The organism is Ruegeria sp. AF7, from assembly GCF_056541885.1.
Map to the genome: position 1 here is coordinate 1 of NZ_JBQFYX010000019.1, position 17,469 is coordinate 17,469.

The following is a 17,469-nucleotide window of genomic DNA, read 5'->3' on the forward strand; positions in this document are numbered from 1 at the left end:
GCTTGAGCTACGCAAGGGCTCCGCTCAGCAGGCCTTGACCGCAACCTAATCACAAGAAAGAAACAGGAACGGATTCTACATCCAAACGGCCCGGATCAAGGGGCTGGGTCAGGGGTTGAGCGCGTGGCGAAATGGCGTATCAGTAAGCCCTGGGTTAGCTCGGCGTCGCTGATAACCTGACGCCGGTCTTACCAGCTTTTCTGATCATATCTCATTTTATCTTATTGGTGCTGACCCGGGCCTTTTAACGTGGAACCCGATCGGTAATCGGTGCTGAAGACGAAGCGTACGCGCGGTTTGGACTCGAACCGTTCTTATGTGTAGTGATATGGGCTCAAGCCGCCTAATGCACACACTAAACCATGCCAGTATTCATAATCGGACAGCAGGCATTCACGCCGCTTGTACTATTCGGTGGTCAGCGCGGTGCTGTTGCTTGGGTGCGGAGGGTGGATCGGAGTGCAAAATATGCCAAGAGTCCAACTACCTGCAGTCACCCCAAAACCCAGAGCTTGGAACAAGGGGCGGATCATCGGTCAGAAACGACCGCTACTCCCAAAACAGGTCTGGGCGATCCGTGCCCGGCTCGAACTTTCTGGAAATCTGCGTGATCTCACAATGTTCAACGTCGCGATTGATAGCAAGCTACGCGGCTGCGATCTGGTCAAACTCGCTGTGACCGATCTTGTCAAAGACGATCGCGTCCGTGAGCGTGTTTCGGTGATCCAGAGCAAAACCAAGCGATCTGTTCAATTCGAACTGACGGAAAACACGCGAGAAACTGTATTGGTATGGGTAAAATCACCGGAAATGTTTGCTAGCCGGTTCATGTTTCCAAGCCGATTCCATGATCGACCACACATCTCGACGCGCCAGTATGGCAGGCTGGTTCGAGACTGGGTGACCGCAATCGGATTGGAACCGAGCGGATATGGCACGCATTCGCTTCGCCGAACCAAAGTAGCTGAGATCTACCGCAAGACAGGAAATCTCCGCGCGGTCCAACTTCTGCTTGGGCACACAAAGGTCGATAGCACCGTGCGATACCTGGGCGTTGAATTGGAAGACGCGCTAAGCATTGCAGAGCGCATAGACATCTGAGACAGTTTGGCGAGCGGCGCTGTCGGTCGCCAATCCATAGTGGTTCTAGTTCTTTTACGCAGGAGTGGGACGTAGCGTGCCCTGAGCGGAAGTGTCAAAATCTTGTTGCGTACGCTCGCAGCACAGTTTTCTCGGCTCAGGCGCAATTTACAGGGTGCGGGACCGAGCGGCCATTTGATCACGCCGCGAGCACTTGTGCAGAAGCGGCGCGAAAATCGCTGCGTTGCAGCCAATGTCATCAGGCCAGTCATTCCTAGTTACGGGGAAGCCTTGATCACATACTCCTCTTTCGCCGCACTCAGGCCAGACAATTTCTTTCGGTAGTTTACTAAGGATCTTGGTCACCGGCAGTTTCAAAAACTACCTGCCCTGGCGGTACTTGCATTGCGACAAGGGAAACTTCCTTGACTCTATTCTGGCTAAGGACCACAAAAGTGCATTGGTGAAAATTACTCGTCGCCGCGATGCTGCCGGCTTCGATGATCCAATGGCCTTCAGAATAACTGTAGCATGTGCCCCAGCATAGGAACGGGTTTCGCTGGGGTCTTCGTGATGAGCTAGTTCCTCGCAAGCATACACAACTGTCACCTGACAAGTCCCAGTCGTCGCGTGACTCATGAAAGAAGGCGCCGTATGAACAACACATGGCTAATAATTAGCGTGCTTGATGCCCGATAGATCAGGCCCCAGGCTTCGCCTCAATCTGTCATTCATCGTGTTTTCGAACCGCGTTCTGTGTTTGATCCCGACACTCTTGTTGTTGCTCACAGGGACGCAGCTTCCTGCCCAAGTCACAGGCAATGCCGACGGAATGGTTTGTGAGGAAGGTTTCGAAAACAAAAACGGATCCTGCCAAAAAACAGACTTACCAGAAAACGCATATTTGACGGGTAGCTCCTATGGCAGTGGCTGGGAATGCAAACATGGTTTCCAGCATGTCGGGGAGTTTTGCGAGGAAATCAATGTTCCTGAGAATGCCTACCTTGCATCGACTGGAGATCGATGGGTGTGCAATCGGCTCTTCCGGCAAGTCGGAGAAAAATGCGAAGAAATGACTGCGCCGCAAAATGGGTACGTTGAAACCCGGTTTGGCGCACAGGAAATACACTGCAACTGGGGATTTCGTAAGGAAAGCCAGGATTGTGTTGCGATTAGTGTCCCAAGCAACGGCCGTCTGACTGACAAAAACAGCGCGGATGGTTGGGTATGCCTCAGAGGTTACAGGGCAGCGGAGAGCGGCTGTGAGCCTGTGGCCGTTCCACTACATGCATACCTTGCGCCTGAAACCTACTCTGGATGGAAATGCGAACGTGGCTTTCGCGCAAACCAGGACAAGTGCGTTGCGATCCTTGTCCCTTCAAATGCTCACTTGAATCGGAGAGGTGACGGTTGGGAATGCAATCGGCCGTACACACGACAGAACGATAAGTGCACCGAAACTGTGCCGCGACAATAGGTTATTGGAAACCAATACCGCCTGAAATATCCGGAGGGACCAAGCCGTGAACCATAACTCGATTGACGAAAATCTGGGCAAAAGGCTCAAAGCCGAAAGGGCTCGTCGCAGATCCTACGGGATTAAAACATCTATTGCGTTATTGGTGTTTGTTGCGGCCATAATTGTGGTGGTGTTTCTCTGATGCGCAAAAATGCCCCTCAAGTAACCCTTCCCGGTTCAAAGATGTCAGCTCGTGGTCTGGAACAAAGAGCATTTCAGGAACGCAGTGTTCGTAAGTCGCGGAACGCTGACGTAGCCGGTGTGATTGAGGAAGAGTTTGGCAAGTACTTGATCAAGGCTGGCATTCTGAGCGGTAACAGCGTTGCGCGCGCATTCCCCAAGCCACCAGCTAAAACGCAGGCAATGATTGCCGATGCGGTCGGCGAAACACCAGCATTGGCCATTGAAACCTTAAAAGAAATTCTCGAAGAACGAGACAGGAAACGTAGCGGTCAACGCCGTTTGGAGGGAAACTCTGGCACCTTCGTTCCCAGCGAAAGAGAATATGCCGAGGCATTGCGCCAGATCAGGCTCACCCCTGCGCAGGTCACAATGCTCAAAGCACTTACAATCGCAGGCAAGGAAGGTCTGACCATTGGTCACTTGTCTCAGGCGGCCGGTTACAAATCCCGCGAGGCCTCCATCAAGGTCTTCAAGAAAATCGGACTATTGATCGCAGAATATCTGGAACTCGCACTTCCCGAAGCCGGATCGGTACAGAATGATGGCGCCGCGCAAGTTCTGGCATTTTCTCACGTCGAAAATGACGATGAACCAGCCACTTGGATTATGCATCAGGAACTGCGCGTCGCCGTCCGTTCCGTTCTATGACGCAAAATCAAGCACCTGATTCCGAAGAGAGTTCCTGACCGTTCCAAATGCAAGAAAGGTTGCACACGTAGCTTATGCTGGAGAAGAAACCATACCCGCTCGACCTGATCTATGTACCTGTGAAACGGGCGAAAACGCTTGATCAACAAAAAGTTCTGACGCTGGCCGAAGATATTCTGAAGAACGGCCAGAAGACCCCGATCCAGATACGCTCGGACAACAAGAGGTTCGTGCTAATTGAAGGCCTTCACCGACTAGAGGCCATTCGCGCCTTGGGCGGTGATACTGTCGAAGCCTTTTTGGTGCGCGCTAGATTACACTAAACTCTTGTTGGGATTGGCGTTCGACAAAGCCTGAGAAAACGTCAGCAGGCGCTGACTTTCTTCATCCCAAAGATGCAATCGTGCGCAATGAAGGCTCTCATATAGAGTAATACGCTGGCAATTTTCCAACTCGGAATGGTCACGCAAAACCTCGTTTAGCCGATAAAACGGTATGCGGCTGGCAAGGTGGTGAACATGGTGCACACCGATATTGGCAGAGAACCACCGCAGGATGCCTGGCAGGGCATAGTGAGAACTTCCATAGAATGCGGCGTTCTGAAGATTCCACACTTCTTCCCGCTCCCAAGTCGTGTGTTCAAACTGGTGTTGAATATAGAATAGCCAAATACCAATCGACGCGGCGACGATCATGGTTGGAAGGAATACAAAAACCAGTACATCCAGGCCTCCGGTCCAAAAAATCAGAGCCAGGACCACCGCAATCGCGGCGTTTGTTCCCATTGCACTTGCCCAATACAGCCAGCCCGATCGCATGAAACCAAAGGGCAAGCGATTTTGAAAAAAGAACGTGTAGACCGGTACGATACAGAACAGGAAGAAGGGGTTCCGGATTAACCTGTAAGCGGCACGCCCCAACCAATTCCGTTTCAGGTATTCCTCAATGGTCAATGTAGGAATGTCACCCATACCACGCCGATCAAGGTTACCGGTTGAGGCATGGTGAATCGCATGGCTTTGCCGCCAGACGTCATAGGGTGTCAGGGCGAGAACACCCAGAACCCGGCCAGTCCAATTGCAAACGGTGCGGTTTCTAAAGAAAGATCCGTGACCACAATCATGCATGATGATGAAGATACGCACCAGAAATGCGGCGTTCAGGATGGCCAGTAGAACAGTGACCCAGATACTAAGGGATAGCGCAAACCACGCTGCGCCCCATAGCGCGAAAAAGGGGATGACAGTGATTGTCAGTTCAAAAACGCTACGCTTCGTATCGGGCACACGGTATTGCGCGAGCGCTCGGGTCAATTCCTGCTGTTGCAACTGACTTGTTCTCCAACGGCTCTTAGGAGCCCTCTGAGCAAACGGGCACCCCAGAAGGGTGCCCCCAGCAGGCTATGCGAGTGCCAGGTTGGCGGCGCTGTCGCGCCCGTCACGGCCAGCTTCGACGTCGAAGGTAACCTTCTGGCCGTCCTTCAATTCGCTAATGCCGGAACGTTCGAGTGCTGAAATATGCACGAACACGTCGCGCTTGCCATCTTCAGGTTCGATAAAGCCAAAACCTTTGGTCGAGTTGAACCATTTTACTGTGCCATTTGCCATGGTGGAAGTCTCCTAATACTTGCCGCCCGCATTATTGCGGCGACTCGGCGTGGTCGGTCTGAATCGAAAGACTGAACGCCGAATTTGGGAGACAGCAGGTCGAAAAAGAAAAACGTTAGCCTTGTGTATATGGACTTCGAGTACGCACGATACAAGCCTTGATACAATAGAAAGCAACAGAAGATCTGAGTCTGCCTAGCCCAATTTAGGACAAGGATAAGCAGAACCATTGCTCTGCGATTCGGAAATCAGAGGTCGGCTTCATGATAAAAACCTGCCGAGTGCGTATGCAGCAAATTGATTGCTCAGACACGGTAGGTAGTGCTCACTGTCCGAAATCGCAGTGTGCTTCAAGAACACCGCGGCGACGCCCGAATGTTCATTGATTGATGGAAACAGTACTGGATCAACGAGTTGGCTTCTCTAACGAACGGTAGATTCTGCGCGGCCCGAATCTTGGGTCATGCTGCGTTGGCATAGGGCGACTGCGAGCCTCAAAGTGCCATTAGTAGGTCCGTATCTGCGCAAGCATCGGGCAAGAAACGTTCCCGATGTTACAGTTGGCCGTAAGTTCATTCAGGGCGGCCTCCAATCGCTTAAGTTCGATTATCTTCATACGCACATTGGAGATATGAAGCTCGGCCAGTTCCTTAACGGATTGGCAATCCTCGCTATCACCTTCGTATAGGTTGAGAAGCACCTTTGCATCGGCAAGCGAAAAACCCATGTCTCGGCACTTCCTTAGAAAACGAAGCCGTCCAACATCGTGCGCGGAGTACATGCGTCGATTATTCGATGCCCTTTCTGGTTTCGGCACGATCCCTTCGCGTTCGTAGTAGCGGATAGTATCAATTCCGACACCGCTTTGCCGGGATGCCTCCCCAATCGCAAACATGTGAGATTTCCTGTCTTGATCCTGTAGTGGCTACAGAAGTTAAACGAGAGGTTGTTGTCTCTACAACTCCGCGCGACGTAGTCCATCAGGGAAACAGAATGCAGAAGTACCTTAGCCTCAGCTATTTGGGATCGCTATCAGCGCTTGGCGTCGCGACTTGCTGCGTTTTGCCCATGACGATGATGTTACTGGGGCTGGGTGGCAGTTGGTTAGCAATCTTTGGGAAGGTTGCCGCAGCGAGTTACTATGTGCTGACGATGTCAACGGCGCTCGTCGTGATATCATGGATGGTATCTTATCGGCGCGGTTCCTTGCCGACGTTGAAATGGTGGCTTGCAGGAACGACTCTAATCACCGGCGTGGGTTGGGTCGTTGTGTTTAACGAGGCATGGATTAACGATTACCTGATCATGCAGATGTGAGACTACGACAAAACAAACTGTAGTCCTAGAAAGCACCCTGATTTGCCCGAAGTGCGGCCACAGTGAAACCGAGCAAATGCCAACGGATGCTTGCCAGTGGTTCTATGAATGCAAGTCGTGCAAAACAGTTTTGAAGCCGTTGGAAGGCGACTGTTGTGTTTACTGTTCATATGCCACGGTCCCGTGTCCACCAATTCAGCTAGGCGATAGCTGTTGCGGATGAAGTGAAGGACGGTTTTGTTGAGCGAACTGTGAGCCGCCGCCGCGAGCATCGCTGCTATTTGCATGAATGACAGTTTTTTCCGCTGCTTGGCCGCACAAGGTATTCGGCAGTTGCAGTGTCGTTACTGCTGCAAGCGCATGCAGCAATAAAATCCAGGGTACAGGTTGGGCTCGATCCGAACCGCTGCTGCGGCGCGAACGCAGGTCCGGTTCGGATTGGCGAACGGCAAGTGCCGCCCGCCAACGTGGTTCAAATGTCGATTTGCTCGGCGATGCTCAACGCATCTTCCAGCTCAACGCCAAGGTAGCGCACGGTGCTGTCCACTTTGGTGTGACCAAGTAGCAGCTGAACTGCGCGAAGATTGCCGGTCTTTCGGTAAATTTCGGCCGCCTTTGTCCTGCGAAGCGAATGGGTGCCGTACCCGCTCGGTTCTAAACCAATCGCCGTCACCCAGTCGCGGACGAGCCGACCGTACTGGCGCGTCGAGATGTGCGGGCGGTCATGGAACCGACTCGGGAACATGCAACGGCACGCAAACATCTCGGGCGACTTGACCCAAGCCAGGACAGTTTCGCGCGTGTTTCCCGTCAGTTCGAATTGAACGGGCCGCTTGGTTTTACTCTGGATCACAGAAACTCGCTCCCGCACGCGGTCATCCTTGACCAGATCAGCAACCGCCAGTTTCACCAGATCGCATCCTCGTAGTTTGCTGTCGATAGCCACGTTGAAAAGCGCAAGATCGCGCAGGTTGCCCGACAGTTCGAGCCGCGCGCGGATCGCCCAGACCTGTTTCGGCAACAGTGGTCGTTTCTGGCCGATGATCCGGCCCTTGTTCCAGGCTCTTCGTTTCGGGGTGACAGCAGGAAATTGGACTCTTGGCATAGTGCGCCCTCCAATCCTCCCGCCAAACCCAGACATCAGCACCGTGCTGACGCCTCAATTTACTTGTGATTTGAATGGCCGTTGTCGGTTGCGCGTTCTTTGGGAAACGCTGCGGATGCATTGGGCCGTTCGGAGCCCATAATGAACGATGCTGCAAAGTCTATGAACGGCTGCTGCTATCAGCTTGATCATTGGGGTGCCGCTTTCTATTATGTAATTATCCGAAGAAGAGGAGAGAACTACGATGGACAAACGGCACCGGTAACCCGGAAACCCGCCTACTAGGCGGAACTGCGCCTCGGGCGACCAACGCTCGGACTCCATCGAATTCATACCTTACGGAGCTTTCATGCCCAGATTAAAGAAAAAGACAGCCCTCATAACTGGGGGTGCCCGCGGCATTGGTGCCGCCATCGCAAGCGCCTTCCGCGACGAAGGTGCCGACGTCATCCTGACAGATATCGACGCTAAGCCCGGGCAGGCCATGGCCGACCAGATCGGTGCAACTTTCGCGCGCCTTGATGTGGCTTCCGAAGCGGCGTGGGATACGGTTGCAGAACGCTTTCCCGCCCTTGACGTTCTGGTGAACAACGCTGGTATCACGGGGTTTGAAGGGCCGTTCGACGGTGCGCCACCTGCTCATGATCCCGAAAATGCTGCTTTGGCTGACTGGCGGAAGGTCCATACGGTGAACACCGATGGCACATTTCTCGGCTGCCGTTATGCGATCCGAGCTATGCGCGCGAAGGGTGCAGGCAGCATCGTGAACATCTCATCCCGTTCCGGTCTCGTCGGCATCCCGATGGCCGCTGCCTACGCGGCCTCGAAAGCCGCAATACGCAACCACACGAAGTCAGTCGCGCTTTATTGCGCCGCGCAAGGGCTGAACATCCGGTGTAACTCTATCCATCCAGCGGCAATCATGACGCCGATGTGGGAACCAATGCTAGGCAACGGTCCGGACAGGGCTGAACGCGAAGCTGCAATGGTGGCAGACACACCCATGCGGCGGTTTGGCGAAGCGAAAGAGGTTGCAGCCCTTGCCGTGCTGCTCGCTTCAGACGAGGCGGCCTACATGACCGGAACAGAACTAACGATTGATGGCGGCATCCTCGCGGGTACTGCTGCAACACCCGGCGATTGATTATTAGGCGGGGCGGGCGATCTTTCGTCCGTTCCCGTGCCTATATTGGGGTCATTGCCTCAATCGCAGCGAAATCACGGTTTGTCCCGCGACTTGTAAATTCCCACCTCAATAAATGCTGCGCGATGCGCGAATGGCCGAGATCGCCGCCGCGTGGCGGCGCGGACTTTTTCGCCTGCGCAGAAAATTCGGTACACTATGCACACGCAGCGTAAATTTGAGAGGGCCGCTCAGGGCTCGCCGCCGCCATTCTCTGCGGTTCGCACCGAATGGCGGTCAGAGCCCATAGCCGCCGTTAATCATGTCGCCTATCTCGCTCTTGCGGCAGGCCGCGAAAAAGTGCGAACCGGACGTTCGCACGGAGATTCAATGATCGCGGTTATCTTGCGCGAAACACTTGAAATGCGTACCTCGGTTAGCGGCGACCTAACTCCTGAGACGCAATAGACTTGGCTGTATCGCGAGGCATGCTTACGCCCAAGTCCAGCCAATGAATACTATTGTAGTATCGATAACCATCATGCTCGGTGTAGGATTTGAGGAGAGATTTGAGACGTGTCTTTGAAAGGGATTGCGTGCACTTTAGCGCCACAACGGCACGACATTCATCGTCATCGTGGTCAAGCATTTGAAGCAGAATCTCATCATTCATTGAGGCAATGTCTTTCTTCTTTAATTGCTTCAACAACTCTCGACGTAACAACAGCTCCATATCCTCCGCTAAAAGGTCCGCAATGCGATCCTTTCCAATCGAAAGCATCGCAGCTGCTTTAAGCGGGAGTGCTTTAGGGGAACCAATGTTGAGAAGGCTGAGTGTTGGCGGTCGATAGTCAGTAATTGCCTTAATGCGGGCCAGGTCAGACCAGTCGCCGAATTTACCTAAGAACTCTATTGCGGACTCCGACATATTTATTTCGTGATCGTCCAAAACACGCCGAACTAGCTCTAGGTCTTGCTTTTGCTTAATGCCGCACAGAGCCTCCAGCGCAGCTGTCACAAGGCGCTTACGAAGGAACGGAATAAGTTTTTTTGATCCTTTAAAAGTTTCATTTTCGCTGCCAAGAATATCTTCAAGCTTGCTTAGGCGCGTATCAAAGTACTGCTCAAACCCATCTTGCAGCTCCCGGCGCATAGCTTGTTTCATCTTGGTTGTGTGTTCGCGAAACAGAACCAAGGCGGCTTCATCGTCGTATATTCCGCCTTCGTCGTAATTCTTCCGAAGTTCTCGGAAGTCCTTGGTTGCTAGAATAGCTAGTTTGTACCGATCCAGATGCTCATTGTCCGTTTCTGTGTTTACGAAGATCGATCCAAACCCTTGTTTCTTTTTGGTTATTGCGAGAGCCTTCTTTGCCAAATTGTCTTCCAAGGGAAAGCCTGCATCATGCAGTGCAAGTGCTGCGTAGTACCTGACCGTATAGTCCGGATCGCTTATGAGTGTTCCCGCTAGCTCCTTATGTAGAGCACTTCGATCATACAGTGTGGCTGTTGCTCGCTGACGTATGGTTCCCGAGGGTGATCCCGCGCACTCAATCAAGAATTCCGTGGTCAACGAGGTTGGGTTTTTAAACAACTCGTCCGCCGTCTTTTCATCGACGTCATCTACGGCCAATTCTAGTGCACGCGTCAGCGCCCGTGTGATACCGGACCGAGCTTCAAGCCTGAGAATGAGATCGCCTAGCTTTGCTTGATACTGAGGTGTGCTGTTGTGATACAGTTCTTCAAGTATTGGGATATCGTCTCTTTTGCCATGACGCGCTAGGTACCCGAGCGCTTCTGCAAATACACCGCGTTTGGCATCTTCGCTCAGCCAGCGTTTGATAACAGCTTTTCGACCAAAGGCTTGCCCAGTTTCAGGAAGCTTCATGTCCAAAAGAGAAATCAACCTGATGGTATTCGCCTGTTTTGCCTCGTCGGAAATCGATGCTTTGAAAACCAGGGTTTCTAAATTTTTTGATCCTTCCAACTGGCGCGCAATCCAATACCACAAAGGTATGTTCTGGCTGTCAAACCCTGCGATCCCGCAGTCTTGTAACCCTCGAATCTCCTCTTGACCAAGTTCGACGTCATTACGATATCTGAAGAGGAGGTTCGCATCGTGGGCACCCAAGACAATATCGTCATTGCCGGTCCGATAAAGTGTTGAAGCTACAAGCCGCAAGCGCGCAGCTTCGACTGCACTGGTTTCTTCCCAACCAGCATGCCGTTGCGCGATGTTTTCAAGGAAGAGTCTGGCGGGTTCCGAAAACAGGTGGTTTTTTTCACTTTCTTCCTCAGGCATAGACTTAACTGAGGCCTGCGGCGTTTCCGTTTTGGCTTTTCGTGTTGATTTGGCTTGTCGTTTTTCGAACTCCGCCCATCCGATTGAATTCAGTTTTGCTCGGATTAACGTTTCAAACGCAGCCTCGTCGGGATATTCTTTGTACAGTGCATCTTTTTTTGAGAAGCAATCCTCCTTGAACTCTAAGACACGCTGTAACGACGCGCCTGGATCGCGCTGCCTCTCAGGTGGTATCGCTTTGAAGTACACTGTTATATCTTGCATTTTTCCGGACTTGACATGCTCTTTGGCACGCTCAAATTCTTCTTCAAATCCTGAACTGAAGCGAGAGTTTCCAGTTGCTGTTGGCGAGCCCCAATGATCGAACATTACACCAATGAAATATTCACATCGATCCAACTCTTGGTTGATTAGAGCTTGCGGACGACCGCGCCCAGGCAATGTTTCTTCCCAGCCGACTGGATCTATCATGCACCCCCAGTGGCGGGAATGATCTCTATTTAACTCGTCAACAACATCGCGAAATGTTGAGCGTTCCGTTTCAAGCCCACTTGGGGAACCGATGAAAACTGAGATTAGTTGGAAATTACCGTTCAACACGTCAACTTTGCTCTGAGATTTGGGCTATCGCCAAGAATATTATGCGTTTCCAAAGGTTAAGGCGCCAAGCGATGTTTGCAAAGATCGGTTTTAGACTTTTTGACGGCTTTTCCACCATTGGCGCACCTTTGAAAAGTCTGGTCTCTGCGCAAAGCTGCCTTTGGTCAGGCTCGATGTTGCAAGGGCAGCGAACGGCAGATGTGTGGCCGTCTATTACTTTTTGAATTTTGACAGAAGGGCTCAATCGCAAATGGCGGCAGGCCCTCTACCTCACCACTTTCTTTTCGTGGGCCAGCGGGATTTGGACAAGCCAAACGCCCTGGCCGTCAGGGTAAGGGCGCAGCCCTCCCCCTCGGGCAACCCCATTAGACAGGGCCGTGTCCTCGGCTGTGCCTGCGGGCCGCACCACCCCTGTCGAATAGCATTGCCTCGCCCCCTCCCGCGTTCGCCACGTGGCAGATTAGCAGGAACAGGCAGCTTCGCTGTCTGACCTACAAATCAGCTCTGATTTTCCGAAAGGGAAGTCAGATCAAACCACACTATCTGCGGGAATACGAAATGGCGGCGGCGTGTTAGCTGATGACACAAAGGTCAAATTCAACTGATGTCCAACATTGGGGGCGCCTTCTGATGTCGAACGTTCGCTGCTTTTCTGGTCCAACTATGAAGGTTGGGTCAGGTTCATGTGACGTTCAACAAGGAAACCAGTGGCGGACCGAGGAGGATTGATACCGATTTCGCAACACCTCTTATTTCCCTTTATTTTCAATACTTTAGTCAACATATTTCCTTCACGGCAGGTCAAAAATGTTGCGGGATTTGTTGCGGGATCAATGCCGACTGATTGAGAGTACGTTGCGGAATCTTGCCTTTGCAACAAACTGGCAGATTCCTCATCATGCCACATTGATCGCGCCCGAATCACCATTGAGATTGGAAAGCTATTTGAGCGTGGAAATCGAGTATTCCACAACATCTAGAGAAATTTTTCTTTTTCACCTTCGGAGATTTTGATATCTACTCACTATCAATATATACTCCGATTAATCGGAGTATATATTGATAGTGTTTTCTGTCAAGTAATTTTAAAATGTTGTTTTTACTGGATTTTTTATTGCTATATTTTCCTTCAGAAAGCACAAACGGCCCTATTGCTAAATATTCGGCGATGCTTGATGCTATATGCAAATGACGCAACAGACTGACATATTCGCAGAACGGCTTGCTGAGATTGCCAAGGAAAGAGAGCGCCTCGACCTGGAAGCGTCATTACTTCACGGGTTGAGAGCCAAACTCAAATCTTGGCCTGAGTTATTGAAAGAAGGAGACAAGTTTTCGAGTCGAAACGCAGCCAAATTCGAGCTGCTTGCGTTTGTTGCAGAATACTTGGGCGAACCCGATCCCCTTCTGTTTGGAGGAGCAGGTACGCATGAAATTTACTCAGCTGTTTTGAAGAGAGCTGCGAAAGAAAAAGAATGGACCGAAGTTTATAACCGCGACCCGGAGCGATTGGAGAAAGGTAAGGAAAGAGACCCAGGAACGCCGCTTCTCAATAGAGAGACTCCGATCAACTACAATACCTTCCGAAGTTATCTAACTCGCTTCAAAGATGAAGGGCGACTGCACTACAACCCAGAAACAAAAAAGTGGCGGATTTCAGAACAGGATTACGGGCGCGCTTCCAGCCCAGAAGACAAGGAAGGAGCAGAAGAATGAACCCGATATAACACCCACCCTGACCTAGCGAGGTCCCAACACCTCGCTAGGTGAGCAGTCGCCGGAAGGGCGATACGGGGCCGAGGCATTTGCCTCGGCTCCACCCAAAGGTCCAATATTAGCGGGACCTCATCACCTGTTCATCCTGAATTACAATTCCCGAAACGACAACACCCCATCCGATTCCGCAAAGACAGGGACGTGGTATTTAACCGCCCAAACGGACTTAGCCTCACCCAAATGTTGCGGGATTTGTTGCGGGATAGGTTCGAATCCCCTGGGGGATTCCAACTCAACCTTAGATTTAATCGTTTAAAATCAATGGGTTAAGGGGGAAAGTGGCGGACCGAGGAGGATTCGAACCCCCGACCCCTTGATTCGTAGTCAAGTACTCTATCCAGCTGAGCTATCGGTCCGCGTTGGTGAGGCGCTGTTTAGACCTGTGGTCAAAGACGTGCAAGCCGATTCTTCAAAAAAAAATCAAAAAGTCATGTCTCCACGCGGAAGCCTGATTTCAAAGATCGTTCCTTCGGGTCCGGTCTCTTTCAGTGTCAGGTTACCGCCATGCCCGCGCACCAGTTCCTGAGAGATTGCAAGGCCCAGGCCTGAGCCTCCTTTGCGGACCCCACCCTGAAACGGTGTGAACAGGTTTTCACGTGCTTTTGGCGGAAGACCCGGCCCGGTGTCGCGAATTTCAAGACACCAGGCATCCTGATATTCACACCCGACGATGGTGATGTGACCCGGCTTACCCGAGGCTTCCAACGCCTGTCTTGCGTTACGCACGAGGTTCATGATGACACGAAACAACTGCTCGGGGTCGGCGCGGGCGATCAGATCTTCCGGCACTTCGTTCACGATCTCGACGCAGCCCCCTGCGACTGCCAGCTGTTCGCTGGTGGCGACGTCAGCCGCAATTGTCCGTAGGGGCACCATCGTCAAGGTGGGCGCAGGTTCTTCTGCACGGCCGAATGCCAATGTGCTTTCACACAGCGATACAGCACGTGTGATCGAATTCACCAACTTCGGAGCCATTCGCCGGACCAGCGGGTCATCACTGGATTCGATCCTGTCCGTGAACAGCTGCGCCGATGTCAGAATGTTGCGCAGGTCATGGCTGACCTTTGCAACCGCCCCACCCAGTTGCGCCAACCGCTCGCGCTGTTTGAGAGCCTGCGTCAGTTCCGTTTGCAGCATCTTCAGCGCTTCTTCCGCCTCGCGCAATTCTGTCACTCTGGAATTCGGAGAGATGATGCCGCGCGCATCCTCGGGCGCGCTGGCATAGCGCTGCATATATCCAACCACGCTTTTGATGGGCCGGACAAGAACCACGCGCACCGCAAGGAACAGTAAGGACGCCGTGATGATCGAGATGACAAAGGACAGCCCCAGAATGCGCAGGCCGTAATCAACCATCGCCATACGCAGGGGGGCGCTGTCGATGGTGACCTCGATCAGCAGCCCCGCGCCCTTGACCGGCTCGCCAATGATACGGATGACTTCATTTTCAGGTATAAATATCCGGCTCACCGCATCCCGGATCAAAATCCATGGACCGGCATCCCGTAGATCAAATGTTTTGGTGATTGCCTCGGGAATCGGTGACGACAGCATAAGTTGGCGGACTTCATCCCGACGCAATACCACGTTGTAGACACCGGCATTCGCCAGCAATTCCGCCTCAAGATCTTCGGCCAGCATATCATCTGCCAACAAAGCCAGCGATGCGATCTGAGCGCGTTCCAGACGGTTCAGCAGGAAATCCTCGCGGAACCGGGCAATCGACGGGACAAAGATCAGGATTTCGGCCAACATAACGAAGACCGTCGTCAGGATCAGAAATCGGCCCGACAGCGAGTTCAATTTACGCTCCTTTACAGGTCAGGGAATCCAACGCTGAACAAACCTGACCACACGTTTAACTGTCTGATTCTCAAACAGCCTTGGAGAGAAATAAGCGCCAGCAACGCGTTTGTTAAGCTCTCCGATTGTCGGATAGGGTGAAACCATAGCAGCGATCTGCCCCATCTTCAGATTATTGGCCAAAGCCAGCGACCACATGTTTATCAACTCGCCCGCCTGATGGCCCACAATCGTGGCGCCGACGGGCCTGCCCTTCACCACCATGACCTTTACGAACCCTTTGGTTTTGCGCTCGGCCAAAGCGCGGTCATTGTGGTGATAATCAAAGCGCGCAACCTCCAGCCTGTCGCCATGCCGGTCGCGGGTCTGAGCTTCGGTCAGACCTACCTGTGCCAGTTCAGGATCGGTGAACGTTGCCCACGGGATATGCGCCGTTTTCGCCCTGGAGGGCAGGCCGAACAAGGCGGATCGAATGATGATACCCGCATGATACCCGGCAACGTGGGTGAATTGCAGCCCCCCCACGACATCGCCGATCGCATAGACCCGGCGGTTTGACGTCCGCAAGCTGTCATCCGTCTTGATTCCGGTTCTGGTGCGGTCAATTCCCGCCGCAGTCAGGTTCAGACGCTCGATATTGGCTTTGCGCCCTGCGGCGATCAAAAGGTGAGAGCCCCGGTGAATATCGCCGTTCTCGGTCACGACCTCCACAACGCCATCCTTTCCGCGAATCTGGGCCACCACGGCGTTTTCGTGGATCACGACACCTTCACTGCGCAAAGCCTCCAGCACAATGGACGCGGCCTCGGGGTCGTCTTTGCCCAACGCCTTCTGCCCTTCAACGACTGTTACCTTGCTGCCCAACCGGACATGAGCCTGCGCCATTTCCATACCCACCGGACCACCGCCAATGATCAGCAGGTGTTCCGGACGCTCGCGCAGGTCGAAGATGGTTTCGTTTGTTTGATAAGGTACAGTGTCCAGACCAGGGATTGGCGGAACCATTGGCGACGACCCGGTCGCAATCACGATCCGGCGCGCGGTGATGACATGATCTCCGGCCTGCACTTTGGTCGGGGAGATAAAGCTGCCATATTCGCGGATCACTTTGACACCCAAACCTTCGAAGCGCTCTTGGCTGTCCATCGGTTCGATCTGGGCAATCACATCCCGCACATGATCCTTCGCCGCTGCATAGTCGATCTGAGGGTTTACATCGGCCACGCCAAACGCGGCGGAATGCGCCTGACCAAAGGCCGCTTTGCCGCTTGCGATCAGCGCTTTCGACGGGACGCAGCCGAAGTTCAGGCAGTCGCCACCCATCTTGTGCCCTTCCAGAAGGATCACCTTCGCACCCATCTGGCTGGCACCGGCCGCAACCGATAACCCACCGGACCCGGCCCCAATGACCAGGATATCTGTCTTGAGGTGTTGCATGGGTCAGGCGTCCTTTCCGCCACGCAGGGACTTGATGACAATCGACAAAGCAGCCAGCACACACAAGCCGACAATGGGGCCAATGACGAAGGGTTCCCACAACAAAGAAACGTCCGGTGTTTCGCCACGGTCGAACACACCACCCAGCCCAACGCCGATCCAGGTGTAAACGATACCCCCCGGGATAATACCCAGCGCCGTCGTGATCAGAAAATTGCGAAATTTGACGCCCACCAGTGCGGGTACCAGATTGGCCACAAAGAACGGCACAACCGGCACAAGCCGCAGCAGGAACAGCACCGAGATTTCGTTCTCGCGCAAGCTGTCTTTCAGCCTCCCAATCGTCCCCTTTGAGGCATCCAGCCGGGCCGTCAAAGCATTGCCCAACCCCCAGCGGGCGGCCAAAAAGATGGCCGATGCGCCAATAGTGGCCGAAAATACATTGAACACCGTTCCGGCAAACAGTCCAAACAGGAACCCACCTGTCATCGAGGCGACGGCTGCTCCGGGCAGTGAAAACGCGACGATCACGATATAGACGGCAACAAACCCGGCCACCATGGCCCAGTAGTTGGCGTCCCGCCACGCCAGCAGCGCTTCGCGGTTGTCGCGCAGGGTTTCGAAGGTCAGGTAATCACCCAGCGTGAAAAACCCCACCGCGGCGACACCGAGAATCACCAGCAAGGGAATATGGCGCGCCAACCCGTTTCGTGGAGCGTGGCTTGTTTCGGACATCTGGTCTTCCGACTCTTCTTGCTTCATCTTGCACCCAACATGCGCTGCTTGCGCTTTTGGCAACAGGGGGTTCACGGGGCCTTGATCTATGTGGCCGCGAACGTGACAGTTTCAGACGATAATCGATCGATTTGAAATCTTTTCAGCAAGCGGCTTACAGAATTGTTGCAAAAGCCGCGAAAACCGGGCCGTTGGGGTTTGACTTACACTTCGCTTGGCAGTAGAGGACGGGCTTCG

At 53.1% G+C, this 17,469-nt stretch carries 15 protein-coding genes and 1 tRNA gene; 7 read left to right on the plus strand and 9 right to left on the minus strand.

Translation table 11 applies throughout. From position 1 onward, the window contains the following. Positions 1-468: 468 nt before the first annotated feature. The 3 genes from ACR0AP_RS18300 (at position 469) to ACR0AP_RS18310 (ending at position 3,753) form a co-directional block, all read left to right on the plus strand. Positions 469-1,101, plus strand: coding sequence for a tyrosine-type recombinase/integrase (locus ACR0AP_RS18300; RefSeq protein ID WP_170403722.1), 633 nt, complete (start codon positions 469-471; stop codon positions 1,099-1,101). A gap of 1,639 nt (positions 1,102-2,740) precedes the next feature. Continuing rightward, entirely contained in the window at positions 2,741-3,430 is a 690-nt protein-coding gene (locus tag ACR0AP_RS18305; protein WP_480508464.1) for a hypothetical protein, read from the plus strand. A 74-nt stretch (positions 3,431-3,504) separates the two neighbouring features. Next, positions 3,505-3,753 carry a ParB N-terminal domain-containing protein gene (locus tag ACR0AP_RS18310; RefSeq protein ID WP_480508466.1) on the plus strand — a complete coding sequence of 83 codons (249 nt, stop codon included), beginning with the start codon at positions 3,505-3,507 and terminating at the stop codon, positions 3,751-3,753. On the opposite strand, the gene ACR0AP_RS18315 is transcribed toward ACR0AP_RS18310, so the two are convergent. The 3 genes from ACR0AP_RS18315 to ACR0AP_RS18325 all read right to left on the minus strand — a co-directional run bounded on the left by ACR0AP_RS18315 (position 3,745) and on the right by ACR0AP_RS18325 (position 5,932). Then, entirely contained in the window at positions 3,745-4,743 is a 999-nt protein-coding gene (locus ACR0AP_RS18315; RefSeq protein WP_480508468.1) for a fatty acid desaturase, read from the minus strand. The genes ACR0AP_RS18310 and ACR0AP_RS18315 overlap by 9 nt on opposite strands. A gap of 87 nt (positions 4,744-4,830) precedes the next feature. Beyond that, entirely contained in the window at positions 4,831-5,037 is a 207-nt protein-coding gene (locus ACR0AP_RS18320) for a cold-shock protein (RefSeq protein WP_170430361.1), read from the minus strand. Positions 5,038-5,542: 505 nt separating this feature from the next. Continuing rightward, positions 5,543-5,932 (minus strand): MerR family transcriptional regulator, encoded by a 390-nt coding sequence (locus ACR0AP_RS18325; protein WP_480508470.1) that lies wholly within the window; start codon positions 5,930-5,932, stop codon positions 5,543-5,545. Positions 5,933-6,030: 98 nt separating this feature from the next. Between ACR0AP_RS18325 and ACR0AP_RS18330 the strand changes: the two genes are divergently transcribed. Together ACR0AP_RS18330 and ACR0AP_RS18335 are read left to right on the plus strand one after the other, a co-directional pair. Continuing rightward, on the plus strand, positions 6,031-6,354 hold the full coding sequence (locus ACR0AP_RS18330; protein WP_170447553.1) for a hypothetical protein: 324 nt from the start codon (positions 6,031-6,033) through the stop codon (positions 6,352-6,354). A gap of 40 nt (positions 6,355-6,394) precedes the next feature. After that, positions 6,395-6,577: a GDCCVxC domain-containing (seleno)protein gene (locus tag ACR0AP_RS18335; RefSeq protein ID WP_480508534.1), complete on the plus strand. Its 183-nt coding sequence runs from the start codon at positions 6,395-6,397 to the stop codon at positions 6,575-6,577. 249 nt (positions 6,578-6,826) lie between these two features. Here ACR0AP_RS18335 and ACR0AP_RS18340 read toward each other — a convergent pair whose 3' ends face one another. Beyond that, positions 6,827-7,459: a tyrosine-type recombinase/integrase gene (locus ACR0AP_RS18340; RefSeq protein ID WP_480508536.1), complete on the minus strand. Its 633-nt coding sequence runs from the start codon at positions 7,457-7,459 to the stop codon at positions 6,827-6,829. Positions 7,460-7,808: 349 nt separating this feature from the next. On the opposite strand from ACR0AP_RS18340, the gene ACR0AP_RS18345 reads away from it, so the two are divergent. Then, positions 7,809-8,603 carry an SDR family oxidoreductase gene (locus ACR0AP_RS18345; RefSeq protein WP_480508473.1) on the plus strand — a complete coding sequence of 265 codons (795 nt, stop codon included), beginning with the start codon at positions 7,809-7,811 and terminating at the stop codon, positions 8,601-8,603. Positions 8,604-9,018: 415 nt separating this feature from the next. On the opposite strand, the gene ACR0AP_RS18350 is transcribed toward ACR0AP_RS18345, so the two are convergent. Continuing rightward, positions 9,019-11,478: a DUF4062 domain-containing protein gene (locus tag ACR0AP_RS18350; RefSeq protein WP_480508475.1), complete on the minus strand. Its 2,460-nt coding sequence runs from the start codon at positions 11,476-11,478 to the stop codon at positions 9,019-9,021. A gap of 1,191 nt (positions 11,479-12,669) precedes the next feature. Between ACR0AP_RS18350 and ACR0AP_RS18355 the strand changes: the two genes are divergently transcribed. Continuing rightward, positions 12,670-13,197, plus strand: coding sequence for a hypothetical protein (locus tag ACR0AP_RS18355; RefSeq protein ID WP_480508477.1), 528 nt, complete (start codon positions 12,670-12,672; stop codon positions 13,195-13,197). 339 nt (positions 13,198-13,536) lie between these two features. Here ACR0AP_RS18355 and ACR0AP_RS18360 read toward each other — a convergent pair. The 4 genes from ACR0AP_RS18360 to ACR0AP_RS18375 all read right to left on the minus strand — a co-directional run bounded on the left by ACR0AP_RS18360 (position 13,537) and on the right by ACR0AP_RS18375 (position 17,259). Further along, positions 13,537-13,613 (minus strand) — tRNA-Arg (locus tag ACR0AP_RS18360). A 64-nt stretch (positions 13,614-13,677) separates the two neighbouring features. Beyond that, on the minus strand, positions 13,678-15,060 hold the full coding sequence (locus ACR0AP_RS18365; protein ID WP_480508479.1) for an ATP-binding protein: 1,383 nt from the start codon (positions 15,058-15,060) through the stop codon (positions 13,678-13,680). 18 nt (positions 15,061-15,078) lie between these two features. Next, complete coding sequence (locus tag ACR0AP_RS18370) at positions 15,079-16,497, minus strand: dihydrolipoyl dehydrogenase family protein (RefSeq protein WP_480508481.1); 1,419 nt, start codon at positions 16,495-16,497, stop codon at positions 15,079-15,081. 3 nt (positions 16,498-16,500) lie between these two features. Next, the gene (locus ACR0AP_RS18375; RefSeq protein WP_480508483.1) at positions 16,501-17,259 is read right to left on the minus strand and encodes a TVP38/TMEM64 family protein; all 759 of its coding nucleotides are present in this window, start codon (positions 17,257-17,259) and stop codon (positions 16,501-16,503) included. Positions 17,260-17,469: the final 210 nt, after the last annotated feature.